Source organism: Corynebacterium sp. UMB9976, assembly GCF_030212265.1.
Taxonomy (GTDB): domain Bacteria; phylum Actinomycetota; class Actinomycetes; order Mycobacteriales; family Mycobacteriaceae; genus Corynebacterium.
Window position 1 is genome coordinate 70,568 of the sequence record NZ_JASODY010000004.1, and the last position, 25,341, is coordinate 95,908.

Here is a 25,341-nt window from a genome sequence, read left to right on the forward strand (position 1 = left end):
TTTTTAGAGGGTGGCGCGCGCCTTCTTCGCGGCGTCGACCAGCACCTCGAGGCTGGCGGTGGTCTCCTCCCAGCCACGGGTCTTCAGGCCACAGTCCGGGTTGACCCACAGCAGCTCTGGGGCGACGTTAGCCAGCGCATCGGCCAGCAGCTGGTCGACCTCCTCCTGCTTCGGGACACGCGGGGAGTGGATGTCCCACACGCCCGGGCCGACACCCAGGTCGTAGCCCGCCTCGTGCAGGGCGGCGAGCACCTGCATGCCGTTGCGGGCAGCCTCGATGGAGGTGACATCCGCGTCGAGGTCGCCGACCGTGCCGATGAGCTCGTTGAACTCCGAGTAGCACATGTGGGTGTGGATCTGAGTCTTCGGCGCCACGCCGGAGGTGGCCAGGCGGAAGGAGCCCACGGCCCACTTCAGGTACGCCGGCTGCTCAGCCTCGCGCAGCGGCAGCAGCTCGCGGATGGCCGGCTCGTCGACCTGAACAACCTTCGCACCAGCGGAGACGAGGTCGTCGATCTCGTCACGCAGTGCCAGGGCAACCTGGTCGGCGGTCTCGCCCAGCGGCTGGTCGTCGCGGACGAAGGACCACGCGAGCATCGTCACCGGACCGGTGAGCATGCCCTTGACCGGCTTGTCGGTCAGCTTCTGGGCCTCCTCGAACCAGGAGACGGTCATCGGCTCCGGACGACGGACGTCGCCGAACAGGATTGGCGGACGGACGCAGCGGGAACCGTAGGACTGCACCCACGCGTGCTCGGTGGAGTGGTAGCCCTCCAGCTGCTCGGAGAAGTACTGCACCATGTCGTTGCGCTCCGGCTCACCGTGGACGAGGACGTCCAGATCCAGCTTCTCCTGGCGCTCGATGACGTCCGCGATTTCGTCGCGCATCGCCTGGGTGTACTGTTCCTCGGTGATTTCACCCTTGCGCAGCTTCGCGCGCGCCTGGCGGATCTGAGTGGTCTGCGGGAAGGAACCGATCGTGGTGGTCGGCAGTGGCGGGAGGTTCAGCTCCTCCTGCTGGGCCTTGCGGCGCTCCTCGATATCACCGCGGTGGCGGTCTTCCTCGGTGATCTTGGCGGTGCGCTCACGGACCTCGTCGTTGTGGGTCAGCTTGGAGGTCGCGCGGGACTGCACGGCTTCGCGGGCCTCGGCCAGCGCCTTCTCGTCGGCCTCGGTGCCCTCACCGCGCAGGACGCGGGAGAGGAGGGCGACCTCGCGGATCTTCTCCTCTCCGAACGCCAGCCAGCTGCGCAGCTCGTCGCCCAGGGTGGTCTCGCGGGCCAGGGTGTACGGCACGTGCAGCAGGGACGCGGAGGTGGAGACGGCGACCGGGCCACGCTCGGCCAGCGCCTTCAGGGTCTCCAGGGCCGCGTCCAGGTCGGTGCGCCAGATGTTGCGGCCGTCGACGACACCGGCGACCAGCGGCTCCTCGCCGGTCCAGCTCGGCAGCTCCTTGCCACCAGCGACGAGGTCGGCGCCGAAAGCGTCGATGCCCAGACCGCTGAGGGTCTTGATGGCCTGGTCGGCGTCGCCGTAGTACGTCTGGACCAGCAGCTTCAGACCGGCGTCGTGGGCGACCTGGGTGAGCTTCTTGTAACCAGCCTTGACGCGGGACAGGGTGGCTGGATCGACGTCGGTGACCAGGGAGGGCTCGTCGAGCTGCAGCCAGGTGACGCCACGGTTAGCGATGCGCGGCAGCAGGCGGCCGTAGGTCTCGAAGAGGGACTCCAGGTGCTCCAGCGGGTTGGAGCCGTCGGTGGAGCGGGCCAGTGCCAGGTAGGTGAACGGGCCGACGAGGACCGGGCGGACCTTATCGCCGTGGCGGTTGACCTGGTCGCGAATGTCGTCCAGCCAGGCGCCGTCCTCGAGGCGGAACTCCTGGTCAGCGGACAGCTCCGGGACGATGTAGTGGTAGTTGGTGTCGAACCACTTGGTCATCGCGGAGGCCGGCAGCTCGGCGGTGCCGCGGGCGGCGGCGAAGAGGCGGTCGATGAACTGCGGCAGGCCATCGTTCTCGTGGTCGCTGATCTCGGCAACGCGCTCCGGCAGTGCGCCGAGGATCGCGGAGGTGTCGAGGACGGCGTCGTAGTAGGAGCGGCCCTGGAAGGGAGCGGAGTCGAGGCCCTCGTTGACCAGGCCGTCGGTGTAGTCGTTGACCAGGCGGGTGGCGGTGCCGGCGAGGTCGCGGCCCGTGGCGGAGTCGCGCCAGTAGGCTTCGAGTGCTTTCTTGAGCTCGCGATCAGGTCCGATGCGTGGGACCCCGGCGGTGGTTGCGTGGAAAGTCATGTTTTCCTTCTTCGTGGTTGGTGTTTGGTGACTCACACAGCGGTCGTGCCCAACCCGAAGGCGCAAGAAAGCATGAAACCCCGGGTGATATTTCCTAGCGGCTGTGGCAGTGGTGACCCACAGACTGGTGGCTAGGCGAATATCTCAGGCAAAACCAACGGTTCCTACCGACCGTGTCCGGGGCTCCAGGGGTCGGCAGGTGCTCGCGGCGAACCGTTGTGCGTTGAGTGATATAAAACACTAGACAGCTTGGTCTGTCAACTGCTGTGTAAGAAACAGTGCTCGACCAGTCAGGTTGAGTGTGGCGTCCACCCCGCCCGGCCGCGCGGGAAACCCGGCGTGATCATTTGACGAAACTTAGGCTGATCGACCAGGATGTTTGAGCAACTTTCCACGTTTCCCGCGCCGAGGTGACATAGGCTTTTCGGGGATCACTTCAACCCTGTTTGGAATAGCTATGTCACGCATGCAAAAAAGCCTTCTCGGCCTGGCGGTTCTCATCATCGCCGCGACGTGGTTGACCCTCGTCATCTCCCAGCCCACGGACTCGAATTGGGAGTCGCTGGCTGACTCCCGCAGCTCCACGATCGCGCTCGTGGGCTTCTTGGTTCCGGCGATTCTTGCCCTGATCGCGGTCGTGCCGCAGCTGCCGGTGCGCACCCTCTCGCTGATCCCGGTGGCCCTGGCGCTGAACATCATTACCGGCCAGGTCATCGGCACCATGGGCCTGCCGCTGCCGCTGTACCTGGACTCCATCGGCACCGTTTTGGTCGGCGCGCTCGCCGGCCCCTGGGCGGGCCTGGTCACAGGTGTGCTGAGTTCCCTGGTGTGGGGCACCTTCAACCCGACCGTCGTGCCCTTCGCCGCCGCCTATGCCTTCGTCGGCGTGGCCTCCGGTCTGCTGCGCAAGCTCTTCGTCGGCACGTGGTGGCGCGTGGGTGGGGCGGGCCTCGTCGTCGGCTTCATCACGGCGCTGCTCTCCGCGCCGGTGGCTTCCTTCATCTTTGGCGGCACCGCGGGCACCGGAACCGGCCTGCTGGTCACGGCTTATCGCGGCCTCGGCTTCGACCAGCTGACTGCTGTGTTCCTGCAGTCCTGGACCTCCGATCCGATCGATAAGCTCATCGTCTTCACCATCGTGTGGCTGGTGCTGCGCTGGCTGCCGAAGCGCACCCGCGTGACCTTCAGCCCCGAGAGCAAGTGAGAAAACTCCACCCCTATACGCCGCTGACCGCCGCCATCTGCGCGGTGGTCGTGGTGTTGCTGGCCCACAAGCTGGTTGTCTCGCTCACCGCGCTGGGGATCGCCGCCCTGCTCGCAGCCTTTTTCCGGACTGCTCGTGGCCCGCTGTTCGCGGCGGTGCTGCTCGCGATCCCGACCACCGTGGGCCTGTTTTTGATGCACGCCCCGTTTGGTCAGCACCCCGTTTTCGGTCCGCTGACCTCCGACGGCATGCAGCTTGCGGGCTTGCTCTCCCTGCGCCTCTTTGGTGCCGCGGCGATTGGTTTGACCCTGGGTTCCTTCGTGGATGGGGACCGGTTGATGCGGGCGATGCAGGAGCAGTTCCCCGCGAAGATCGTTTACGTCGTGGGCTCGACCATCCGGCTGTATCCGATGGCCCGGGCACGGGTGGAGACGCTGCACCAGATGTTCACCGCCCGCGGGGTGAACACCGCAGGGGTGCGCGGGAAGCTGAACTTCGTGATGCCCCTGATCGTGGGGCTGGTGGACGATGCCGCGCAGCGCGCCCGGCCCCTGCAACGCACTGGGATCGGGGACCCCGGCCCGCGCACCGTGCTGAACCCGGTTGCGAACCCGGTGGGGCAGCGCGTTCTGCGCTGGGGAATGATCGCCGCCACCTGCGCGGCCATCGTCTGGATTGGAGTGAGCTAGCGCCATGCCAGTGACCCGTTTTATCTGGGGCGATGGGCTATCGGACCACGCCTGGGAAGCAGCGGAGGCGACGGGGGCCGCCTGGGTGGGGAACAACGCCTCCGCCCACATTTCGCTGCTGCGCGCCACGGTGGCCGAAGAGCTGGCCTTCGGCATGGAGCAACAGGGCGTGTCGCGGGAGCAGATGCGCCCCCGCGTGGACCAGGCCCTTCAGACCTGGAGTTTGCAGCACGTCGCGGGCCAGGACCCGATGCGGCTGTCCACCGGGCAGACCCGCCGCATGGCGATCGCCCAAGCGCTGTTGACCCGTCCCGGGGCGCTGGTTCTCGACTGCCCGCTGGACGGGCTGGATACCGCTGCGGTCAACCAGCTCGCCGAGGTGCTAGACGCCTATCCCGGCGAGGTGACGGTCTACGATCGCCGCCCGTCCGCGGTATCCGAGGCAGCAGTTCAGCAGTTCCAGCTTTCCGACGGCGAGTTGCGTCAGCGGCCGATTCCGGAGTTCGACCTGCCGGTTTTCCCTCCCCGTACCCGCTCCGACGAGGCCAGTGCTCACGCCAGTGCCGACGACGTCGCCGCGCAGCGGGTTGCGTTGTCTGCCCGGAACGTCCAGGTTCGTGGCCTGGGGCCGTTTACAGTTGACGCCCCGGCAGGCCAGGTCACCCACATCGCCGGGCCCAATGGCTGCGGCAAGACCTCTTTGATGCTGGCGGCACTTGGCCTGGTCGACTACGAGGGCACCATCATGGTCGGCCGCTGTGGCTGGGCACCCACCGCGCTGGACCAGTCCTTCCTCTACCGCCGGGTGATCGATGAGGTCGCTGGCGACCGGAAGGTGCTGGAAATCTTCGGCCTGGAGAAATGGGCCGAGGAGCACCCCTTGGACGTTCCCACCTCCGACCGTCGGTTGGTACTGGTGGCAGCGACGATGGCGGGCCAGCCGGACGTCCTGCTGCTCGACGAACCGACGGTGGGCCTGGACGTGGACGGTCACCGCAAGCTGTTGGAGGGCATCGACGCCTTCGTGCGGCAGGATCGCAAGCCCGCGGTGCTGTGGACCTGTCACGACCAACGGGTGGCGGACGCGGTGAGCGACCGCTCGATCGTCATCGCGCAGGATTAGAACACCCAGGCCACAGCCCTGGGAGGGAACGCGGTTAGTTGATGACCTCGACGGCGTCCCCGTTGACCTGGACGTCGCTGGACAGGGCCATCGGGTCGCGGGAGGGTCCCTCCACCACATCGCCGGTGGCGGTGTCGAAGACCGAGCCGTGCTTTGGGCAGATCGCGACGGTCATGCCGTCCTGCTCGGCGATCTGGTCGATGCGGCCGCGGGCGTGCGGGCACTCGGTGGAGAAAGCCATGAACTTATCCTTCTCCGGCTGCGCGATGATCCAGTTATCGATGATCTTCGCCCCACCGACCGGAATGTCGGTTTTCGCGGCCTTCGCTACGGTCTCCTCACCAGCGCAGGCGGCGAGTAGCGCGCCCGCGGCCGTAGCTGCCGTTGCGAGTGCTGCGCCGCGCAGCAGGCTGCGGCGGGAGCAGGAGAACTGGCCGGCGCCGGTTGCCGAAGGGGAGGTGAACTGGGGGCTGGAAGACTGCGAGCTCATGGCTCCATTATGGGCGCGCCAGAACGGCAAAGCCACTAGCGGGGGATGCCCGTGTCTGCGGTTGGGGCTGCGCGCTCTGAAGCCCCGGGATCGCTGCCCGGGTGCCTGATGATCGCGAAAGCGGATTAGACGCGCCCGCGTTGCCAGCTAGAATTGCGCATCATGTACACCCCACAAGCGATCGGCACCCCCAACAGTGACTGCGCGACAGTCGTTATGATCCTGGGAGCCGGTGAGCTCGGCCGTGAGTTGACCATCGCCCTCCAGAGGTTCGGCGTGGAGGTGCACGCCGTGGACCGCTACCAGGGCGCGCCCGCACACAACGTGGCCAATCACGCGCACGTGTTGGACCTCATGGACGGCGAGGCACTGCGCGAACTCATCACTGAGGTCCGCCCGCACATCGTGGTCCCGGAAATCGAGGCGCTGGCGGTGGACGTCCTCGCCGAACTGGAAGAGGAAGGCACCGTCACCGTCGCCCCCACGGCGCGGGCCGCGCAGCTGACGATGGACCGCGAGAAGATCCGCACGATGGTCAGCGAGGAGCTCGGCATCCCCACGGGCGTGCACCGCTTCGCCGCCACCCCGGAGGAGCTGCACGCCGCGGCCGAGGAGATCGGCTTCCCGTGCGTGGTCAAGCCGGTCGTGTCCTCCGCGGGGCGCGGCCAGAGCTACGTGGCCAGCGCCGACGAGCTCGACGCCGCCTGGGACTTCGCGCTCTCCGATGTGCGCGTGAACTGCGAGAGGGTCATCGTCGAGCAGTTCGTCCCCTTCGACTACGAGATCACCCTGCTCACGGTGCGCAGCATCGACCCGGTCAGCGGCCAGCCCGCCACGTGGTTCTGCGAGCCCATCGGCCACCGCCAGGACCTCGGCAAGTATGTGGAGTCCTGGCAGCCCGCGACGATGGGGGACTCCGCGCTGGATAATGCCCGCTCGGTGGCGGCACGCGTGACCAACGCCCTGGGCGGCCGGGGAGTGTTCGGCGTGGAGCTGTTCATCAAGGGGGATGATGTGTACTTCTCCGAGGTCTCCCCGCGGCCGCACGACACGGGCATGGTGACCATTGGCACGCAGCGCTGCAGCGAGTTCGAGCTGCACGCCCGCGCGATTCTGGGCCTGCCGATCGATACGACTCTGATCTCCCCGGGCGCCTCCGCCGTGATCCTCGGTGAGGATCTGCCGGAAGGTGCTGCGGTGGAGTATCACGGCCTGGCCGAGGCGCTCGCCGTCCCGGAGACGAAGGTCCGCCTCTTCGGGAAGCCGGCCAGCTACAGCCGACGCCGCATGGGTGTAGCCGTCTCCACCGCGGAGACGATCGAGGACGCCCGCGACCGCGCCGCCGACGCCGCCGGGGCCATCAAGATCCAAGCAGCGGAGGTCACGCACGAGACGCACGCGGCTCCTGAGGACGCCGGCAACTCGACTGAGGACGATGCCGACCTGCCGACGGGCGAGCAGCCCGCCGTGGACTAGCCTGCTGCCACTGGCGCTACTCCCGGCGGTTTAGGGGGTACTTGCTGGTGGGGCTACACTTTGGGGCATGGCTGTTAGTGCGACCGACCTCAAAGAATCCCGCATCCTGCTGTACTACTGGTTCACACCCATCGCGGACCCCACGGCGATCATGCTGTGGCAGAAGCAGCTCTGCGAAAGCCTCGGCCTGACCGGGCGCATCCTCATCTCCGAGCACGGCATCAACGGCACCGTGGGCGGCTCCCTGCACGCCTGCAAGCAGTACGCGCGCCGCACCCGCGAATACCCCGGCTTCAAAGGCATGGAATTCAAGTGGTCGCAGGGCGGGGCGGATGACTTCCCACGCCTGTCCGTCAAGGTGCGCGACGAGATCGTCGCCTTCGGCGCGCCGGGCGAGCTGAAGGTGGACGAGAACGGCGTCATCGGGGGAGGAACCCACCTGAAGCCGGAAGAGGTCAACAAGCTGGTCGAAGAGCGCGGCGACGACGTCGTCTTCTTCGACGGACGTAACGCGATGGAAGCCGAAATCGGCCGGTTCAAGGACGCCGTCGTCCCTGATGTGGAGACCACCCACGACTTCATCAAGGAACTGGAGAGCGGCAAGTACGACTGGATGAAGGACAAGCCGGTCGTCAGCTACTGCACCGGCGGTATCCGGTGCGAGGTGCTCAGCGCGCTGATGAGGAACCGTGGCTTCGAGGAGGTCTACCAGATCGACGGCGGCATTGTCCGCTACGGCGAGAAGTATGGCGATAAGGGCCTATGGGAGGGCTCGCTGTACGTCTTCGACAAGCGCATGCACATGGAGTTCTCGGAGGACGCGAAGCAGCTCGGCTTCTGCAAGAACTGCGGGGCGGCGACGAATACCTTCCACAACTGCGAGAACTCCGAGTGCCGCGAACAGATCCTGCTGTGCGAGGACTGCGCGGCCGACCCGGCGGTGACCTGCGGGGAGTGCTAGCCGCCGACTAGTCGAGCTCGAGCTGCATCTCCACGTGGTCGATGCCCTCGACGTCGAAGGGCTCGCCCACGGTGGCGAAACCGTAGCCCTCGTAGAAGGGCACAGAGTGGCTCTGTGCCTCGATCTTTACGATCGACTTCTGGTTCGTGGGGTCCAGGGCGGCGGCGCGCTCGCGGACGACCTCCAGGGAGCGCGCGACAAGGTTGTGCGCGATCCCGTAACCGCGCAGGTCCGGGTGGACGCAGAGGCGGCCGATGTGCTGCTCCTCCGGCGGCCCGAAGACTCGCACGGTGCCCACGAGCCGCATGGGGGAGCCGGGGTCGGCGGTGCCCCACGGGTAGTCCGGGCCGCTGCCGGGGTGGACGTAGGCCAGCAGGTGGTGGGTCTCCGGCAGGGCGTCCTGGTCGTCGATCTCCGGGAATGCGGCGCGCTGTTCATTAACGAAGACGTCCACCCGCAGCTTGTAGAGGGCGTGGACCTGGTACGCAGGCATGGACAGCAGGGTTCGCCCGGTGATGTAGACCTTTGGGCCTTCTTCTACGGCGTCGTTTTCCAGAGTCATGAATCGCATGTTACCTAAGCCACAAGAGCTCTGAAGGGGAAAGGAAACCCCCGCGCAAAACGGGGGTAGAGCTGTACCTTTGCAGTAGGAATGTTAGTTTTTGCTAACTACTGGGCCTGGGCTCTCCCTGTGTGCGTGGGGGTGCGGTCGGCGCGGTCTTTGCTGCCGCTCCGACCAGGGGAGTGCTTACTCCCCGCTGTACTTGGAGTGGTGGTGCATCTCGTCCCACTCGCGAACCTTCTTGCGCTCGCGGCCCTCGGCCTCGCCGAGTTCGCGCTCGTGCTTGTCCAGGGCGTACCAGCCCTCCCAGTCGGTCCAGGAGATGTTCTTGGAGCGCAACAGCTCCTCAACGCTCTCCAGTTCCGGCTTGGCCGGCTGGAAGCCGATGCCCTTTGCGACGTCGGTCAAGAGGTTATCGACGGCCTCGTTGGCGTCGCCCTTGGTGTTGCCGATCAGGCCGACGGGGCCGCGGCGGATCCAGCCGGTGGCGTACACGCCCGGCAGGGTCTCACGCTTCTCTGCCTCTGGGTCAGCGCTGCCCGGCACACCCGCGATGCCGTCCGCGGTGGGGCCTTCGGCGAGGACGCGACCGCCGACGTTCGGCAGGACGTTCTCGTCGGCGTCCCACGGCAGGTCGGCCTGCTGGTCGGACTTGTAGCCGACGGTGCGGTAGACCGCGCCGACTGGCCATTCGCGGGTCTCGCCGGTGGTGGAGACGGAGCCGTCGCCGTTGAGCTTCGTGCGCTCGGTGACTAGGGCGGTGACGTTACCCTGCTCGTCGGTCTTGATCTCCTTCGGGGATTCGAAGAAGTGGATGTAGACGCGGTGCGGCTCCTCGCCTGGGTCGGCGATGGCGTACTGCTCCAGCAGGGAGCAGACCATGTCGGTGATCTTGGAGCCGCGGCGAGCTTCCTCGGAGGCAGCGTCGTACTGGATGTCCTCCGGGTCGACGATGACCTGGATGGTATCGGAGTAGCTGAGCTCCTTGAGTTCCAGCGGGGTGAACTTCGCCTGGGCGGGGCCGCGGCGGCCGAAGAGGTGGACCTCCTTGGCCTTGTTCTTCTTCAGGGATTCGTAGACGTTGTCCGGGATTTCGGTGGTGAGCAGTTCGTCGCCGGTCTTCGCGATGACGCGCGCGACGTCGAGGCCGACGTTGCCCACGCCGATGACGGCGACGGACTCGGCGTCCAGATTCCAGTCCTCGGAGAACTTCGGGTTGGCGTCGTAGAAGCCGACGAACTCCGCGCCGCCGTGGGAGGCCTCCGCTCCCGGCAGGTTGAGGTCGCGGTCCTTGGTCGCGCCGGTGGCGTAGATGACGGAGTCGTAGTGCTGCTTCAGTTCCTCGAGGGTGACGTCCTCGCCGATGTTGACGTTGCCGAACAGGCGGATCTGCGGCTGGTCGAGGACGCGGTGGAGGGAGCGGATAATGCCCTTGATGCGGGGGTGGTCGGGTGCGACGCCGTAGCGGATGAGCCCGAAGGGGGCTGGCATGCGCTCGAAGATGTCCACGCTCACGCCGTCGAAGGTGGTGTCGCCGTTGCCCTCCGGGATGGTGGCCTTGGCGAGGGCGTTGGATGCGTAAATGCCGGCTGGGCCGGATCCGATAACCGCGATACGGAGCGGACGAGTGGTCTTTGCTGCGTCTGACACTTTTATTCAGGGTCCAATCGTTGGTTCTAAGTGCATATTCTTCACCCACCAAGCTAATCCCACCGTGAAGGGATTGCGAGATTCTGGGGGGTGGATCACAACAGAGTGTAGACAGCATGGTCTAGTTTGTGCAATCGGCTTTGCTGAAATTGCTTGCAACTTCCCCTCGGGCCGGTTTAGTGTGTCCAGTTATAGACCGCACGGTCTGTCTAGTGTAGGTTGATCTGCAGCCCGCGCTGCGGATCCAGACAAGACCGCCACAACGCACGATCAACTGGAGAAATTCACCATGACCGCAACCACCACCACCCGATCGAGGCCGAAGCGTAAGCCCCGGCCGCAAGGCCAGTGGCTCGTCGACGGAACTACTCCGCTCAACGACGACGAGAAAATTAAGCAGGAAGACGCCGGCCTCGGCGTCATTGACCGCATTCGCGAGACCTACGCGAAGGAGGGCTTCAACTCCATCCCGAAGGAGGACCTCGCGCCCCGCTTCAAGTGGGTTGGCCTTTATACCCAGCGCCGCCCGGGACTCGACGGCGTGGCCACATCCACGCTCAGCACCGAAGAGCTGCAGGATAATTACTTCATGATGCGCATCCGCCTCGACGGCGGACTGGTCAGCAGCGAGCAGCTGCGCGTCATCGGCGAGATTTCTAGCGACTACGCCCGCGATACCGCGGACTTCACCGACCGCCAGAACGTCCAGCTGCACTGGATCCGCATCGAGGACGTCCCGGCCATCTGGGACAAGCTCGAATCCGTCGGGCTGGACACCAACTTCGGTTGCGGCGACGTCCCCCGCGTCATCCTGGGCTCCCCAGTCGCCGGTATCGCCGCCGACGAGATTATCGACGCCACCCCGGCCATTCACACCATCAAGGAAGAACTACTGACCAGCGGCGAGTTCGACAACCTGCCACGCAAGTTCAAGTCTGCGATCAGCGGCAACTCCCGCCAGGACGTCACCCACGAGATCCAGGACCTGGCGTTTATCGGCTCGAACCACCCGGAACACGGCCCCGGCTTCGACGTCTGGGTCGGCGGCGGGCTGTCCACCAACCCGATGCTTTCCCAGCGCCTCGGCGCTTGGGTGCCCCTGGAAGAGGTCCCGGAGGTGTGGGCCGGCGTGGTCCGCATCTTCCGCGACTACGGCTACCGCAAGGTCCGCAACCGCGCGCGTCTAAAGTTCCTCGTCGCCGACTGGGGTATCGAGAAGTTCCGCAAGGTGCTGGAGGAGGACTACCTCGGCCGCAAGCTCGTCGACGGCCCGGACCCGGGCGAGTACCCCGGCTACCGCGACCACGTCGGCATCCACGAGCAGCGGGACGGCAAGGTCTACCTGGGGGTGAAGCCCACGGTGGGGCACACCGACGGCGCCCAGCTGCAGCGACTCGCGGAGCTCGCCGAATCCTATGGCTCCACGCGCCTGCGCACGACCCCCGATAAGGAGCTGCTCTTCCTGGACCTGACCCCGGAGAATGCGGACAAGCTTGCCGCCGAACTGGAGAAGGAGGGGCTGTCCGCAAAGCCTTCGGCCTTCCGCCGCGACATCATCAGCTGCACCGGCCTGGAGTTCTGCAAGCTCGCGCACGTCGTGACGAAGCAGCGCGCCATCCAGCTGGTCGACGAGCTGGAGGAGCGGGTCGGCGACCTCGACGTCCCGCTGAAGATCTCCCTCAACGGCTGCCCGAACTCCTGCGCCCGTTCCCAGGTCGCGGACATCGGTCTATCCGGCAAGGTGCTGACCGACGAGGACGGCAACCGCGTCGAAGGTTTCCAGGTGCACCTGGGCGGAAAGGTTGGTCTGAAGCCGGGCTTCGGCCGCAAGCTGCGCGGCAACAACGTGTTCTCCGAGGACGTCGGCGACTACGTGGTCCGCGTCGTGGAGAACTTCAAGGAGCAGCGCGAGGACGGCGAGGAGTTCAGCTCCTGGGTCGCCCGCGCTGAGGAGGAGGCCCTGCGATGAGCGTTCCTGATACTGATTCCCTGCCACCGGTGAACCAGGCGATCGGTGGGAAGTCCGGGCACAGCAATGGCCGGCGTGCGACCGTGAACTTCTGCCCCTACTGCATGGGGGAGAACCTGTTTCCGACCACGGAAACGGATAATTCCTGGCAATGTCGCGAGTGCCGTCGCGAATTTTCGGTGAAATTTCACGGACTGCTGGCTTAGGCGGGTATTTCCCGCTCGGCCGGCGTGTGGAATCCGGCTAGTCGGGACGCAGCTCACAGTAGGATAAGCGACATGCAGGAGCTCGGAAGCCCAGGATTTGCCGTTCTCGATGTTGAGACCACCGGTTTCAGTACCGCCCACCGCGTGCTGGAAATCGGGGTCGTCCTCCTTTCTGCCACCGGTGAGGTGGAAGGCAGCTGGTCCAGCCTGGTCAACCCGGATCGCGATATTCCCAATAGTTCGATCCATGGGGTCTACGGCCGGCACGTGAAAGACGCCCCGGCTTTCGCTCAGATCGCCCGCGAGCTCTTCGGCCTCTTGGATGGCCGGATTCTGGTCGCCCACAATGCGCGCTTCGATGCGCGCATGCTCTCCCAGGAACTGGCCCGCGCGGATCTGGATCCAGGCGACGTCCTCCCCGGGTATGTCTGCACCATGGAACTTTCTAGGAGGCTTTTCCCCGGTATGCCCAACAAACTGGGGGACGTACTCAGCCGCGTGGGGATCACCAACCGGGGCGCTCACACCGCCCTGGCGGATGCCGAGGCCACCGCGGAGCTATTCCAATACTTCCTTCGGAACGGAGTGACGTTCCCTGGGGCTGCGTTTATCGCCATCGACGCTCGCCCGTTGAACCAGCTGACCGACGATTCGGCTGAGCCGTTGACTCGCGAGGCTGCAGAGGCTGCTCATCGTGAGCGGAAACAAGCCGTCCCCGGGAAGGACCAACCGTTGGAACTGCGTCGGGGTGACCGGGTGACCTTGACTGGGGAGATGAATAGGCCCCGTTCCGAGTGGGAGAAAGAAATTCGAGAGCACGGCCTGACCCCGGGGTCCTTGACGAGGAACACCCGGGTGTTGGTAGCCGCCGACGTGGACTCTTTGAGTGGCAAGGCGAAGAAGGCACGGCACTATGGAATTCCGATTCTGAATGAGCAGGAGTTTTCTTCGCTTCTGCCGAGCATCCGCGACGAGGAGGAGCGACCAATTCCCGACGTAACGGCGCCTATTCCACCCGAGATCGAAACATCGGACTACCCCCTGGAGGAAGACAACGCCTACATGGATGATTTCTACTCGGGAACCTCTGATTCCGCGGCGGAAGTCTTCTACGAGGAACCTAGCCGCGAGGCGCTACTGGCAGCGCTGAATCTTGCGCAGGATGCCCTGGGACTGATCGCTAATCAGCACCGCGGCTTGGATAAGGCCCTGTTGCCGGACTCCGCTAATGGAATGCTGAGTGGCCGAGCTGCCGAAGTTTTGGCTCAGCTCACTGACCCGGACGGGGATTATCAGCAGGTGAAACTCCTGGTGCGGGGGACAGCGTCTTCGGCACTGGCGGACTTTTATGCCGGTTTGGACGCACGTGAGCAGCTCATCGCCCGGAAGAGGCTGGGCACTACCTCGCCGGCCACCCTGGATACGCTCGGTCAAGAATTGGGCTTGACCCGTGAACGCGTACGTCAGCTACAGAGCCCGCTCGCGAGTCGCCTGGAGGAGCTGGCCAATCGCGGGGCAGTGGCTGAGCTTCGGGAGGCGATGGCAGCCCATGCTTTCCCGGTGGCGCGCATCGGTGGGATCGTCGAGCAGCTCCCAGAGCTGCGAGATGAGGTTCCCGGTTGGGGCCTACGCCTCGCGGAGATTATCGATGCGGTAGATGATTCCTTCGCAATTGAGGAGGACTGGGTGTGCTTCCCATCTCTGAAGGTGGCTCGGGAGCGGACCGAAAATCTACTCAAGCAGGGCAGCGATGACTATGGGGTGGTTCCGTTGGACTGGGTGGAGGAGCGCACGGCACTAAGCCCCGCTGACCTGCGTGACTGGCTCGATGACTGTGGGTATCGATTGTTCGAGGGGCACGTGCTCACCCAAACTCGTTCGCTCCCTGCTCTTGGGGCGGGGGTTCTCTCCATCCGTGGCGAGCCGCAAGATCTCGATTCGTTGTATGAGGCGATTGGACAGGGGAGGACGAATCGTTCCTTGGCGAATTCCTTGAACGCTTCCGAGGGGATCGTGAGGGTCAGTGCGACTAAGTGGGCGCTGCCGGAGTGGGGGTATGAGGAATACAGCACGCTGGCGAAACTTATTGAGCGCCGTCTCGTCGCCGCGACTGACGCGGGAGATGAGGGGGTCCCGCTGACCGCCTTGCTGACAGAACTCCCCGCCAAATTTGACGTCGCGGAAAATTCGGTGCGGACCTATGCATCAACCGGCCAGTTCGAGCTGGTTGATGGAATCGTCAAGTGGCGTTCGGCGGCACCGGAAAAGACCTCCACGCCGGAGGACTCTCGCGGCATGTATTGGCGTGATGGCAGGTGGAAGTTGCTGATCACCGTAACCAGTGACCACCTCCGTGGCTCCGGCAGTGGGGTTCCCGGCGGAGTGATCCATATGCTGGGGTTGAAATATAACGAGTCGGCCGAACTGCCCAGTGAGATTGGTACGCAGCGAGTGACCTGGGGGCCAACCAGTAACACCCTGGGAACCATTCGACGTTTGCTGGAGCATCAGGGGATCGGTGAGGGAGAGCGGGTTTGGCTGGACTTCCACGAGGGCGAATACTTCTCCCTGGAGCGCGCCCGGCCACAGCAGGGAGCCGAGGGGTTAGCCGCGCTCGCTGAACACGTGGGTGAGGATCCGGAAGGCGATGATGAAGCCCTGCGCTCTGTGATTTCTCGAGCCTTGGGGCTGGGGGATAACGGGGCGAACCGCCGTATCCTTAGCCGCTTCCGCGCCCGGCAGGATGGCTTTGCTGTCCAACTGCTCGAAGACCTCTGGCTCTAGCGCTGGGGGGAAGGGTTCGGAAGTCCGGGCACAGCAACGGTCGGCGTGTGACCGTGAACTTTTGCCCCTACTGCATGGGGGAGAATCTGTTTCCGACCACGGAAACGGATAATTCCTGGCAATGCCGCGAGTGCCGTCGCGAGTTTTCGGTGAAATTCCACGGCCTGCTGGCCTGACCTAAAGCGCTGGGCACACGGTGAATCCCCGGCCTTCGGTACTTATACCGCGGGCCGGGGTTCTTGTTTTCGCCCCCTGACACGGCCGAATGCATCTGGTAGGCAGGGGCCATGAGCACTTTTGCATTGCAGAACCCAAGTACTGGCCAAGAAGAAGAGCAGTTCAACCGCATCGATGATGCCGACCGCGATGCAATTCTGGATCGCGCCACCGCCGCAGGCGAGCAGTGGCGCAAGACCCCCATCGCGCAGCGCGCGGACGTCCTGCGGAAGACCGCGAAGCTGTTCCAGGAGAACAAGAAGCAGCTGGCGGAACACATCGGGCGCGAGATGGGCAAGCTGACCCGCTGGGCCGAGGCGGAGATCGACATCGTCTCGGACATTTTCACCTGGTACGCCGAGCACGCCCACGAGCTCCTGGCAGATGAGCAGCTTTCCCAGCAGGGCGCACAGCAGACCTGGGTGCGCAAGGAGCCCCTGGGCGTGATTCTGGGCATCATGCCGTGGAACTTCCCCTACTACCAGGTCGCCCGCTGGGCAGCACCGAACCTGCTGCTGGGCAACACCCTGGTTCTGAAGCACGCTTCCATCTGCCCGCTGTCCTCCCAGGCTTGTCAGGACCTGCTGGAGCAGGCCGGGCTGCCGAAGGATGCTTTCATCAACGTGTACGCCTCCGGCTCCCAGATGGATGCCTTCGTGGCGGATAAGCGCGTGGCGGGTGTGTCCCTCACCGGCTCCGAGCAGGCTGGTGCCGCCGTGGCGAAGACCGCCGGCGAGCACTACAAGAAGTCCCTGCTGGAGCTGGGCGGCAACGACCCCTTCATCGTGCTCGACGATGAGAACCTGGACTGGGTGCTGGAGCAGTTCACCAAGATCCGCATGTACAACACCGGCCAGGCCTGTAACGCCCCGAAGCGCCTGATCGTCATGGATGAGTTCTATGACCGCACCGTCGAAACGCTGGAGAAGCGCATCGGCGAGATGAAGGTCGGCGCATTCGACGACGAGAACGCCGATGTCGGTCCGCTGTCCTCCATCGGTGCCCGCGATGAGATCGTCGAGCGCCTCGCCGAGGCGGAGAAGAACGGTGAAGCCACCATTCGCGTCGGTGGTAAGGCCATCGACCGCGAGGGCGCCTTCATGGAGCCGACCCTGCTGGTCGACGTGGACCCCAAGGCGGACGTTGGCTGCAACGAGATCTTCGGGCCCGTGGCGATCGTGTACCGCGCTAAGGACGCAGCGGAGGCCATCGAGATCGCGAACGATTCCGACTACGGCCTCTCCAGCTCCGTGTGGAGCACCGACCTGGACGCGGCCCGCGAGGTCGCCGAGCAGCTTCGCGACGGCATGACCTTCATCAACGAGCACGCTGTCACCGGGGCGGGCCTGCCCTTCGGCGGAATCGGTCGCTCCGGCTATGGCCGCGAGCTCGCTCGCTGGGGCGTTGGCGAGTTCGTCAACGAGCACCTCTACCGGGTGTCTGACCAGTCGGGCGCAGGTCTTTCCCCAGCGCTGTAATGGCTGAGTAATAACTCAAGAGCGCAGTGGCTGCGGGTTCTCCCCGCGGCCACTTGCTTTATATAAACGAGGCTAGCCCTCGAGCAGCTCCTCGCCGCGGGCGATGTAGCTAGCCATCTCCTCCTCTGGCACCATCTCCCCGCCCGTGATCCATGCCAGGTGAGTACCCGCCCGGCCGATGGCGCCGGGGCCGAAGAAGCTGGTCGCGGAGCTCGGCTCGCACTGCACATCCTCGGAGCGGGCGAAGAGTGCCACGCCGCGGAACATGTTCTCGTCGCTGACGGTGTAGTAGCCGTCGATGAGGTGCTGCATCCGCTCGCCGACGAAGCCGGAGGGCCGCCCCACGGCAAGCCCATCGGCGGCGGTGACGTTGTCGATGCCGAAGTCCTGCACTGCCAGCTGGTCGTGGGCGCCGGTGTGCACCCCGATGAACATGGCGGGGGAGTGGGTGGGCTCGGCGAAGTAGCAGCGAGCCGCGTCGCCGAAGATGGCCTTGATGCCGAATGCGACACCACCCGGACCACCGCCGACCCCGCAGGGCAGGTACACGTGGAGTGGTTCCTCCTCGGTGATACGGACGTCCATGGCCTGCAGCTGGCCGGCCAGTCGCGCCCCGGCGACCGCGTAACCGAGGAAGAGGGAGACGGAGTTCTCGTCGTCCACGAAGTAGACGCTGTCGTCGTCCTCGGCGGCTCTGCGACCAGCGGCGACGGCGACGGAGTAGTCCTGCTCGTACTCCACGACCTCCACGCCGTGGGAGCGCAGCAGGTCCTTCTTCCACTGCCGGGCATCCGCGCTCATGTGGACCGCGGCCTGGAAGCCCAGCTTGGCGCTCATGATGCCGATGGACAGTCCCAGGTTGCCGGTGGAGCCCACGGCCACGCGGTGCTGGCCGAAGAGTTCGCGGGCCTCGGTGGAATCGAGGAGCCGGTAGTCACTGTCCACGGTGATCAGGCCGTGTTCCAGGGCGAGGGCCTCGGCGTGCTGGAGCACCTCGTAGATCCCGCCGCGGGCCTTGATGGACCCGGAGATCGGCAGGTGGGAGTCGAGCTTCGCCCACAGCTGCCCCTTGATCTGCTGCCCGGTGAGCTCCTCGATCGCCTCCTTCATTGCGGGCACGTGGCGGAGCGGGGATTCGATGATGCCAGCGCTGGGCGCGGTCTCCGGGAAAACCTGTTGCAGGTAGGGGGCGAAGCGCTTCAGCCGGTCCGCGGCGTCCTGGATCTGGTCCGGGCTGACCCCGACGTGCGCCAGGCCCTCTTCGGCGCGGGGCAGGTCGGGCTTCAGCCACAGGGTCTCCTCGAGCGCGACGAGGTGCTCAAGGAGGGGGTAGTCGGTGATCCACTCTTGCGGGGTTCGGGTTGCCATGGCGCCCAGCTTAGTGAGCTTGCCGGGCGTTCTCTGCCGAATGTCGCCGCCTAGCTAAGCCCGTACTCCCTCGCGGTTTGCTGTGCCTCGGCGACAATCCACTCCACCATCTCCTGGGTGGGGGCGCCTCCGGAGGCGCGGTTGCTGGGATTCTGCATGACGCGGCGCACCACGCCTTCGCAGATGATCGCAACTTTCCATAGCCCCAGGACGTGCCAAAAAGCCAATGCCTTTCTGTCCCGTCCTGTGGCGGAGAGATAGCGCTCGGCTAGTTCTTCAGCCTTCGGGAATCCGTCGAGGAGGGGTGCTTCAAATCCAGGGAGGACCAGGCCGTCCTTGACTGGCCAATAAGCCAGCATGGTTCCCACGTCAGCGAGGGGATCGCCCAGCGTGGTGAGCTCCCAGTCGATGACCGCGTTGATGGTGCCGTCGTTTGGGTTGGCTATGACGTTGCCGACGTGTAGGTCGCCGTGCACCAGCACCGTTTCCTTCTGTTCCGGGGTGTGTTCCTCCAGGAGGGCCGTGAGTTGATCGAGCGCTGGTAATTCCCGCGTCTTGGTCTTATCCCACTGCCCTGACCAGCGCTTGAGCTGACGTGGGGCGTAGGGGTCGTGGGACGCTAGCGTGTCCAGCCCGGTGGATTCGAGGTTGACGCCGTGGATGTGGATCATCGCGTCCAGCATGTTGGTGGCGATGTTGTGCCGGATGTCCGGCCCCAAAGGGGAAGCGGCTTCTGCAGAGCTAATGGTCACTCCGTCGACCATGCTCATCGCCACGACGGGGGCGTCGGAGATGGATTGACCGTGGTCGGCGAGCTCGTCGGTGCTGCCGTAGATCACCGGGACGGGCACCTCGGTGTCGTGAAGGGCCGCCATGATTTTTCCTTCGCGCACGACGTTGTGGGCGCTGGCGGCAAGTTTTCCCAGCGGCGGGCGGCGGACGATGCAGCGCGCGCCCGTGGTGTCTTCGACGAGAAACGTGAGGTTGGATTGTCCGTTTCCGACGCGGTCGAGCGAGATCTCACCACTCAACGGCGTGATGCGGGTAAGCCAGGCGCTGAGCTCGTCCATGTTGAACGGCGCAGTCGGGTTCTTCGTGGCTGAACTATGGCTGCCGGTTGTTGGGTCGTTCACCGTGGCTCCTTCGATAGGTCTGTGCTGTGCCGGGGTTCTACTTGTATTTGCGCAGTTCTTGTCGGGCGATGGTCATGCGGTGGACTTCATCCGGGCCATCGGCCAGCCGGAGTGATCGCAGGCCAGCCCACATGTGGGCCAGCGGGGTATCGGAGGTCACACCCTCGCCACCGAATACTTGGATGGCTTCGTCCACGATGCGGAGCGCGACCTGTGGGGCAGCAACCTTGATGGCAGCGATTTCCTGGCGAGCGGCCTTATTGCCGACCGTGTCCATCATCCATGCGGCTTTCAAAGTCAATAGCCGGGCCTGCTCGATGTCGATGCGGGCGTTGGCGATGCGTTCTTGGATCGTGTCGCGCTCGGCCAGCGCTTTGCCGAAGGTGCTTCGAGACAAGGCTCGTTCGCACATCAGCTCGAGTGCACGTTCTGCCATGCCGATGGCACGCATGCAGTGGTGAATCCGGCCTGGCCCCAAGCGGTCCTGGGAGATCCGAAAACCCGCTCCCTCCTCCAGGAGGATGTCGTGGTCGGGGACGAATACGTCCTTAAAATCCAGTTCGGCGTGGCCTTCGCGGTCGTGGAAGCCGAAGACGGGGAGGTCGCGCACGATGCGAACGCCGGGGGCGTCGGCGCGGACAACCAGCATGGACTGCTGGCGGTGGGGCTCAGCCTCTGGGCTGGTCTTGCCCATGACGATCAGCACCTTGAGGTTGGGCCGCATGCCGTTCGAGCTAAACCATTTCCGCCCGTTAAGTACATACCCATCGAGGGGCTTATTCGAGCCTTCCGCTGTGTAACCGGTAACCCGTTCCATGCGCATGGAAACATTGGTGGCATCTGAGGAGGCGACTCCGGGTTCGGTCATGGCGAACGCGGAGCGGATTTCACCGTCGAGCAGCGGATTCAGGTAGTCCCTGCGGTGGGCCTCGGTGCCGTAAAGCTCGAGAACCTCCATGTTCCCGGTGTCCGGGGCGTTGCAATTGCAGGCTTCGGGGCCAAGCTCGGGGGAGCGTCCCATGATTTCTGCCAATGGGGCGTAGTCAACGTTGCTCAAGCCCGGGCCGGTGCCGGCGTGGGGGTGGAAGAGGTTCCATAGGCCTTGCTTCTTGGCTTCGGCTTTGAGGTCTTCAAGGATCGCTGGGTGGTGGTGCGGATCGCCGGAATCGGTCATCTGCTGGTGATAGATCGGCTCGGCCGGGTAGACGTGTTCATCCATGAAGCGCAGGAGTTTTTCCTGATACTCCTTGGAGCGTGCGCTGGGTGCGAAGTCCATATCTTTTCCTCGTTCTGGGCGGTTCGGTGGTGCTGTTGCTTGGGTGGGTGATGAACCTAGGGCTGGACGAGCATGCCGCCGTCGACGACGAGGTTTTCACCAATGAGCCAGGTTGTTGCTGGTGCTGCGAGGAAGGCGATGGCAGCGGCGATGTCTTCAGGCTCACCAATCCGCTGCGCGGGGGTGATGGCCGCGACGGCGTCTTCGTGTTCCTTCCACAGCGCTTCGGAGAGCTTGGTGCGTACCACGCCTGGGGCGATTGAGTTGACGTGGATGGAGGGGGCGAGCTCGTTGGCCATCTGGCGGGTCATGTGCAGGAGTGCGGCCTTGGTCCCGTTGTAGACGCCGAGCTTTGCTTCCTCGGTGAGGGCGCCGATGGACGAGAGGTTGACGACCGCGCCCTTGCGATCGGTTCCCATGCCTGCGTCCTTCGCGGCGGCGGTCCAGATGACGGGGCCGATGACGTTGACTTCGTAGGTCTTTGCCATGGCTTCGGGGCTCTGCTTGTGGATTGGTCCGTAGGCGGGGTTGGTTCCGGCGTTGTTAATCAGGACGTCAATGCTGCCGAATTCTTGAACGGTGGTCTCGCAGGCCCTTCGGGCTGCATCGGGGTCTGCGACGTGGGCTGCGATTCCGATGACGCGACCGGCGTTGGGGTTCAGCTCGGCTGCTTCGGCCTGGATGGTGGCTGCGGCGGGTTCGACGGTTTCTTGTTTGCGGCCGGTGATCGTCACGTTCGCGCCGCTCGCAGCCAAGAGTCGAGCTGTGGCGTAGCCGATGCCACGGGTGCCGCCGGTCACGATTGCGTTGTGCCCGGAGTAGTCGTAACTGATCGGCTTGTTTGTTGGGGTGTAGTGAGACATGAGGACCTACCTGCCGTTGTGAATAGTTTTGGCGAACAATGCTGATCGTAATGTGAATTGAATCACGATTCAATCCTTTTGGGAGATTTCAGCCTTGCCGATCTTCGAGGGGTCTGGGTGGTGGGGGTCTAGCCCTTCAGGGTGCGCTAGAGGCCTAGGGTACGAAACCAGATGTCATTGACGGTGCTGACGATGCGCTCAATAGTGCGCGCTTTATGTTTCTCGGTCGTGGCGCCACTGCCTGCCTCGTCGGCGCCGGGGATCATGTTTTCGACGAACACCGAGTAGCACAGTCGCGAGACCATGATGGACAAGCTGAGGGCGAGCATTTCGGCGTCCCGGTCGCTGGCGAGAGTGCCATCGTCCTGCAATGACATGATGAGCCGTTGGTTGCGGGAGGTGAATCCCCGCGCCCGCGACGTGCGCAGTTTGTGCATTTCGGGATGGGTTTGCGAAACCTGCTCCATCAGGGCGAGTTCCGGGGCGTTGTCGGCGTAGCTTTCGATATAGGCGCGATTGGCGGCGCTGATGAGTTCGCGGGGGTCGTCGCTGGCTATTCTTCCGCTGGCGCTGCGCATCTCATGTTCAACTTGTTGCAGGACGGCCCTGAAGAGATCTTCGCGGTTCTCGAAGTATGTATACAGCGTTCCCGCTGCGCATCCGGCCTCTTTAGCAACATCGAGGAGCTTTGTCGCGGTGTAGCCGTCGCGGACAAAAACCTTCCGGGCAGCGGCGAGGATTTCCTCGCGCCGGGCGGCGGCTTTGGGGGAAAGCTTCTCAGTTTTCTGGAGTTGCTCCTGGGGTGGATGTGTGGCCATAGACTTGATCCTAAGGCACCTTAGGTTGCCCAATATCTCAGAAAGTTGAATTTTCGCATGACAGGAACGATCTACCTGCTCCGGCATGGCCAGGCGGATTCTGCTGCTGCAGGGCGGGGGCAATGGCAGCGGGGAATGGAGGAGCAATACGATCGCCTCACCCGCGTTGGGCATCGGCAGGCGCGGCTCGTGGCTGCGGAGCTGCAGCGAAGGCTCAAAGGGGGTGCAGCTCTTGTATCGGGACCCTTGCGTCGCCAGTGCGACACCTTGGTTCCGCTCTCGGAGTCCCTAAGTCTCAGTCCGACCGTCATGGAGGGGTGGTGTGAGTTCAACTCCGATTCTGTCGTGATGCCCTATCTTGACGAGCATCCGGAAGAGCGTGACCGCTTGGCAGAGGTTTATCGGCAGGCGGCAGACGGCGGGGATAGGGAGCTGCTCGTCGAGGGGCATCGCCTGCTGGGGGTTGTGTTGGATCAGGCGCTGGATCGTTGGGTGGAGTCTCCGGAGTTTCAAGATTTCCGCAAGGGGGTGCTCGGTGCGTTCGCTGCCGTAGTGGATATCGCTCAAGGGCGGGATGTGGTTGTGGCGACGAGCGGTGGCCCGATCAGTGTGATTGTGTCTTCGCTCTTTGGTTCCAATTTCCGGCATCTGATTGGGCGCACCTACACCGCGTCTTTGACTGTGCTGAGGGTTCTCCCAGAGAGGTCGGGAGCTAATGCTGATGGGTGGGTTGGTGGCGCTCGCCAGCTGGAGGTAGCGCCGTTGGATGGAGGAGCCCGTGGTGCAGATGGGCTTACTCCGGTGCGTCTCGTGAGTTACAACGAACACTCGCATCTTTTCGACGGAGCGGAGCGCTTGCTTCACTTGCGATAGTCCGGACGGGGTCGCTGATGGGGTGACTGGCCCTGGGGAGCCGCCAGCGTAATTGTTTTTCGAGAAAAACATTTGCCAGGGAAAGGGCTTCTGCTAACCTCGCGCTTGTGACCTGAATCACGTTTCAGATTTCAACTATGGGTCACGCTCCGCGGTTCGTTGATACGCCGAAAGGATTACCGCTATGCCTATCCCAAGCCCTTATCCAGACGTCGCAATCCCACAGATTCCTCTTTATGACGCCATCTTCGGCGACCTGTCGGGTGGGCTAGCAAACAAAACGGCCCTCATCGACGGCCTGACCGGCGAGGAGATGACATTTCAAGAGCTGAAGGCAAGCTACGAGCGCATGGCAGGCGCACTCGCAGCACGCGGGATCAAGAAGGGGGACGTGGTTGCACTGCACTGCCCCAACCATGCGGCCTTCGTTATTTCCTACTTCGGCATTCTTCGATCCGGGGCCACGGTGACGACGCTAGGTTCCTTGGCGACTGCTGAGGATGCCGAAAAGCAGTTGCGGGCGTCGGATGCAAAGATGCTGCTGACCACAGATCTGCTGGGCACCGCAGGAATGGAAGCTGCGCAGGCGAAGGGAATTCCAGTCGAGGGGATTATTAACCTCACCGGTGCCGACGCTGGACTCAGGGCACTTCTCGCCGAAAATCACACTGCACCTGAGGTTGAAATCAACGTTGACGACGATATCGCTGTGTTGCCATTTTCTTCGGGCACCACAGGGATCCCGAAGGGTGTGAAGCTGAGTCACCAGAACCTGGTTGCCAATCTCTTCCAGGTGGCTCCCTCAATGGAGCACAACGGCATGGCTGCCGGATCGGTGATTTGTGGCGTTCTCCCCTTCTTCCACATCTACGGCATGAACTGCCTGCTTGGTGCGGCCCTGTTCCAGCGTTGCACCATGGTCACGCTGCCGAAATTTGAGTTGGAATCCTTCTTGTCGGCACACGAGCGATTCAATATTGACTGCACCTTCATCGCCCCGCCGATCGCTGTTTTGCTCGCGAAGCATCCGGCGGTGGAGTCCTATGACCTGAGCTCTCTGCGCGCTATCCAGTCCGGAGCTGCTCCACTCGACCGGGAGCTCGCTATCGCGGTGCAGCAGCGACTTAACGTGGAGATCTACCAGGGCTTTGGAATGACCGAAACCTCCCCGGTTACCCATAATTCTTTTGTCAACGTGACACCTCTCGAGTCCGTGGGCGCGCCAGTGCCAAATACCGAGGTCAAGATCGTTGATATCTCCAAGGATGATCTCCCGGAGATTTCTGCCCCAACGCAGCCAGGTGAACGGTCGGCGGTCGGTGAAATGTGGGTCCGGGGTCCACAGGTCATGAAGGGCTACCTCAACAATGAGGAAGCCACCGCCCGAACCCTGTTGCCGGATGGCTGGCTACGTACTGGTGACATGGTCGCTGTGGATTCGGATGGCAATTGCTACGTTGTTGATCGCGCAAAGGAGTTGATCAAGTACAAGGGCTACCAGGTGCCACCGGCGGAGCTGGAGGCGCTGCTTCTGACCCGGGAGGACATTTCTGATGCCGCGGTGGTCGGCTATGTGCGAGAGGAGGATGGCGAAGAGATTCCTCGAGCCTTCGTTGTTCCGCAGCAGGATTCCGCTGGCGTTCCGGCAGAGATCGACCCGGAAGAATTGAAGGAGTGGGTCGCGGAGCGGGTGGCGCCGTATAAGAAAGTCCGCATCGTGGAGTTTCTGGACGCTGTTCCAAAATCTGCCACCGGAAAGATCCTGCGAAAGGACCTGAAAAACCGTCCGCTCGATGCGCAGTTGGTGTCAGCGCCGTAGTAGACAGTGGCATTCGCTTTTGCCGGCTCCAGCTCTAGCAGTTTGTGCCCTATGAGTCCCCGGCCTCTTGGCCGGGGACTCTGTTCTTGTCGACGGC

The 25,341-nt window shown here is 63.9% G+C and carries 20 protein-coding genes; 11 read left to right on the forward strand and 9 right to left on the reverse strand.

The features are described 5' to 3' along the window. Positions 1–3: 3 nt before the first annotated feature. The gene (gene metE / locus QP140_RS03705) at positions 4–2,286 is read right to left on the reverse strand and encodes a 5-methyltetrahydropteroyltriglutamate--homocysteine S-methyltransferase (protein ID WP_284758241.1); all 2,283 of its coding nucleotides are present in this window, start codon (positions 2,284–2,286) and stop codon (positions 4–6) included. A 457-nt stretch (positions 2,287–2,743) separates the two neighbouring features. On the opposite strand from metE, the gene QP140_RS03710 reads away from it, so the two are divergent. The 3 genes from QP140_RS03710 to QP140_RS03720 are packed head-to-tail and all read left to right on the forward strand — an operon-like array spanning position 2,744 to position 5,302. Next, positions 2,744–3,490, forward strand: a complete 747-nt coding sequence (locus QP140_RS03710) for a glycosyl transferase family 9 (RefSeq protein ID WP_070759458.1) — start codon at positions 2,744–2,746, stop codon at positions 3,488–3,490. Next, a complete protein-coding gene (locus QP140_RS03715) occupies positions 3,487–4,179 on the forward strand; it encodes an energy-coupling factor transporter transmembrane component T family protein (RefSeq protein ID WP_246821165.1) in 693 nt (230 codons plus the stop codon). The genes QP140_RS03710 and QP140_RS03715 overlap by 4 nt, the downstream gene beginning before the upstream one ends. 4 nt (positions 4,180–4,183) lie before the next feature. After that, positions 4,184–5,302 (forward strand): ATP-binding cassette domain-containing protein, encoded by a 1,119-nt coding sequence (locus QP140_RS03720; protein ID WP_284758243.1) that lies wholly within the window; start codon positions 4,184–4,186, stop codon positions 5,300–5,302. 34 nt (positions 5,303–5,336) lie between these two features. Here the strand turns inward: QP140_RS03720 and QP140_RS03725 are convergent, their stop codons facing one another. Then, entirely contained in the window at positions 5,337–5,792 is a 456-nt protein-coding gene (locus QP140_RS03725; protein WP_284758244.1) for a Rieske (2Fe-2S) protein, read from the reverse strand. A gap of 162 nt (positions 5,793–5,954) precedes the next feature. On the opposite strand from QP140_RS03725, the gene purT reads away from it, so the two are divergent. After that, positions 5,955–7,268 (forward strand): formate-dependent phosphoribosylglycinamide formyltransferase, encoded by a 1,314-nt coding sequence (purT, locus tag QP140_RS03730; RefSeq protein WP_284758245.1) that lies wholly within the window; start codon positions 5,955–5,957, stop codon positions 7,266–7,268. Between the two features lie 67 nt (positions 7,269–7,335). Then, positions 7,336–8,229, forward strand: a complete 894-nt coding sequence (trhO, locus tag QP140_RS03735; protein ID WP_284758246.1) for an oxygen-dependent tRNA uridine(34) hydroxylase TrhO — start codon at positions 7,336–7,338, stop codon at positions 8,227–8,229. Between the two features lie 7 nt (positions 8,230–8,236). Here trhO and QP140_RS03740 read toward each other — a convergent pair whose 3' ends face one another. Together QP140_RS03740 and QP140_RS03745 are read right to left on the reverse strand one after the other, a co-directional pair. Continuing rightward, positions 8,237–8,800 (reverse strand): GNAT family N-acetyltransferase, encoded by a 564-nt coding sequence (locus QP140_RS03740; RefSeq protein WP_284758249.1) that lies wholly within the window; start codon positions 8,798–8,800, stop codon positions 8,237–8,239. 177 nt (positions 8,801–8,977) lie between these two features. Further along, positions 8,978–10,441 carry an FAD-dependent oxidoreductase gene (locus QP140_RS03745; protein ID WP_284758250.1) on the reverse strand — a complete coding sequence of 488 codons (1,464 nt, stop codon included), beginning with the start codon at positions 10,439–10,441 and terminating at the stop codon, positions 8,978–8,980. A gap of 289 nt (positions 10,442–10,730) precedes the next feature. Here QP140_RS03745 and QP140_RS03750 point away from each other — a divergent pair, with 289 nt between their 5' ends. The 4 genes from QP140_RS03750 to QP140_RS03765 all read left to right on the forward strand — a co-directional run bounded on the left by QP140_RS03750 (position 10,731) and on the right by QP140_RS03765 (position 17,094). After that, positions 10,731–12,410: a nitrite/sulfite reductase gene (locus tag QP140_RS03750; RefSeq protein ID WP_284758251.1), complete on the forward strand. Its 1,680-nt coding sequence runs from the start codon at positions 10,731–10,733 to the stop codon at positions 12,408–12,410. Next, positions 12,407–12,616, forward strand: coding sequence for a hypothetical protein (locus QP140_RS03755; protein ID WP_015381947.1), 210 nt, complete (start codon positions 12,407–12,409; stop codon positions 12,614–12,616). Before QP140_RS03750 ends, QP140_RS03755 begins: the two co-directional genes overlap by 4 nt. 72 nt (positions 12,617–12,688) lie before the next feature. Beyond that, positions 12,689–15,400: an exonuclease domain-containing protein gene (locus QP140_RS03760; protein WP_284758255.1), complete on the forward strand. Its 2,712-nt coding sequence runs from the start codon at positions 12,689–12,691 to the stop codon at positions 15,398–15,400. Between the two features lie 287 nt (positions 15,401–15,687). Next, positions 15,688–17,094 (forward strand): NAD-dependent succinate-semialdehyde dehydrogenase, encoded by a 1,407-nt coding sequence (locus QP140_RS03765; RefSeq protein ID WP_070760299.1) that lies wholly within the window; start codon positions 15,688–15,690, stop codon positions 17,092–17,094. A gap of 72 nt (positions 17,095–17,166) precedes the next feature. Here the strand turns inward: QP140_RS03765 and QP140_RS03770 are convergent, their stop codons facing one another. The 5 genes from QP140_RS03770 to QP140_RS03790 all read right to left on the reverse strand — a co-directional run bounded on the left by QP140_RS03770 (position 17,167) and on the right by QP140_RS03790 (position 22,552). Next, the gene (locus tag QP140_RS03770; RefSeq protein ID WP_284758257.1) at positions 17,167–18,462 is read right to left on the reverse strand and encodes a D-serine ammonia-lyase; all 1,296 of its coding nucleotides are present in this window, start codon (positions 18,460–18,462) and stop codon (positions 17,167–17,169) included. A gap of 50 nt (positions 18,463–18,512) precedes the next feature. Beyond that, positions 18,513–19,595 (reverse strand): phosphotransferase family protein, encoded by a 1,083-nt coding sequence (locus QP140_RS03775; protein WP_284758258.1) that lies wholly within the window; start codon positions 19,593–19,595, stop codon positions 18,513–18,515. Positions 19,596–19,632: 37 nt separating this feature from the next. Then, positions 19,633–20,871, reverse strand: coding sequence for an acyl-CoA dehydrogenase family protein (locus tag QP140_RS03780; RefSeq protein WP_284758260.1), 1,239 nt, complete (start codon positions 20,869–20,871; stop codon positions 19,633–19,635). Between the two features lie 56 nt (positions 20,872–20,927). Further along, positions 20,928–21,734 carry an SDR family oxidoreductase gene (locus QP140_RS03785; RefSeq protein ID WP_284758261.1) on the reverse strand — a complete coding sequence of 269 codons (807 nt, stop codon included), beginning with the start codon at positions 21,732–21,734 and terminating at the stop codon, positions 20,928–20,930. A gap of 146 nt (positions 21,735–21,880) precedes the next feature. After that, entirely contained in the window at positions 21,881–22,552 is a 672-nt protein-coding gene (locus QP140_RS03790; RefSeq protein ID WP_284758262.1) for a TetR/AcrR family transcriptional regulator, read from the reverse strand. A 57-nt stretch (positions 22,553–22,609) separates the two neighbouring features. Here QP140_RS03790 and QP140_RS03795 point away from each other — a divergent pair, with 57 nt between their 5' ends. After that, complete coding sequence (locus QP140_RS03795; protein WP_284758263.1) at positions 22,610–23,425, forward strand: histidine phosphatase family protein; 816 nt, start codon at positions 22,610–22,612, stop codon at positions 23,423–23,425. Positions 23,426–23,609: 184 nt separating this feature from the next. Beyond that, positions 23,610–25,244 carry an AMP-binding protein gene (locus QP140_RS03800; protein WP_284758264.1) on the forward strand — a complete coding sequence of 545 codons (1,635 nt, stop codon included), beginning with the start codon at positions 23,610–23,612 and terminating at the stop codon, positions 25,242–25,244. Positions 25,245–25,341: the final 97 nt, after the last annotated feature.

Excerpts from the sequence above, each read along its gene's own strand:
- QP140_RS03740 (WP_284758249.1), bottom strand. The coding sequence starts at position 8,800 with ATGCGATTCATGACTCTGGAAAACGACGCCGTAGAAGAAGGCCCAAAG.
- QP140_RS03760 (WP_284758255.1), top strand. The coding sequence starts at position 12,689 with ATGCAGGAGCTCGGAAGCCCAGGATTTGCCGTTCTCGATGTTGAGACC.
- QP140_RS03725 (WP_284758244.1), bottom strand. The coding sequence starts at position 5,792 with ATGAGCTCGCAGTCTTCCAGCCCCCAGTTCACCTCCCCTTCGGCAACC.
- QP140_RS03785 (WP_284758261.1), bottom strand. The coding sequence starts at position 21,734 with ATGTCTCACTACACCCCAACAAACAAGCCGATCAGTTACGACTACTCC.
- QP140_RS03710 (WP_070759458.1), top strand. The coding sequence starts at position 2,744 with ATGTCACGCATGCAAAAAAGCCTTCTCGGCCTGGCGGTTCTCATCATC.
- QP140_RS03795 (WP_284758263.1), top strand. The coding sequence starts at position 22,610 with ATGACAGGAACGATCTACCTGCTCCGGCATGGCCAGGCGGATTCTGCT.
- QP140_RS03750 (WP_284758251.1), top strand. The coding sequence starts at position 10,731 with ATGACCGCAACCACCACCACCCGATCGAGGCCGAAGCGTAAGCCCCGG.
- metE (WP_284758241.1), bottom strand. The coding sequence starts at position 2,286 with ATGACTTTCCACGCAACCACCGCCGGGGTCCCACGCATCGGACCTGAT.
- QP140_RS03720 (WP_284758243.1), top strand. The coding sequence starts at position 4,184 with ATGCCAGTGACCCGTTTTATCTGGGGCGATGGGCTATCGGACCACGCC.
- QP140_RS03770 (WP_284758257.1), bottom strand. The coding sequence starts at position 18,462 with ATGGCAACCCGAACCCCGCAAGAGTGGATCACCGACTACCCCCTCCTT.
- QP140_RS03800 (WP_284758264.1), top strand. The coding sequence starts at position 23,610 with ATGCCTATCCCAAGCCCTTATCCAGACGTCGCAATCCCACAGATTCCT.
- QP140_RS03790 (WP_284758262.1), bottom strand. The coding sequence starts at position 22,552 with ATGGCCACACATCCACCCCAGGAGCAACTCCAGAAAACTGAGAAGCTT.
- QP140_RS03755 (WP_015381947.1), top strand. The coding sequence starts at position 12,407 with ATGAGCGTTCCTGATACTGATTCCCTGCCACCGGTGAACCAGGCGATC.
- purT (WP_284758245.1), top strand. The coding sequence starts at position 5,955 with ATGTACACCCCACAAGCGATCGGCACCCCCAACAGTGACTGCGCGACA.
- trhO (WP_284758246.1), top strand. The coding sequence starts at position 7,336 with ATGGCTGTTAGTGCGACCGACCTCAAAGAATCCCGCATCCTGCTGTAC.
- QP140_RS03765 (WP_070760299.1), top strand. The coding sequence starts at position 15,688 with ATGAGCACTTTTGCATTGCAGAACCCAAGTACTGGCCAAGAAGAAGAG.
- QP140_RS03780 (WP_284758260.1), bottom strand. The coding sequence starts at position 20,871 with ATGGACTTCGCACCCAGCGCACGCTCCAAGGAGTATCAGGAAAAACTC.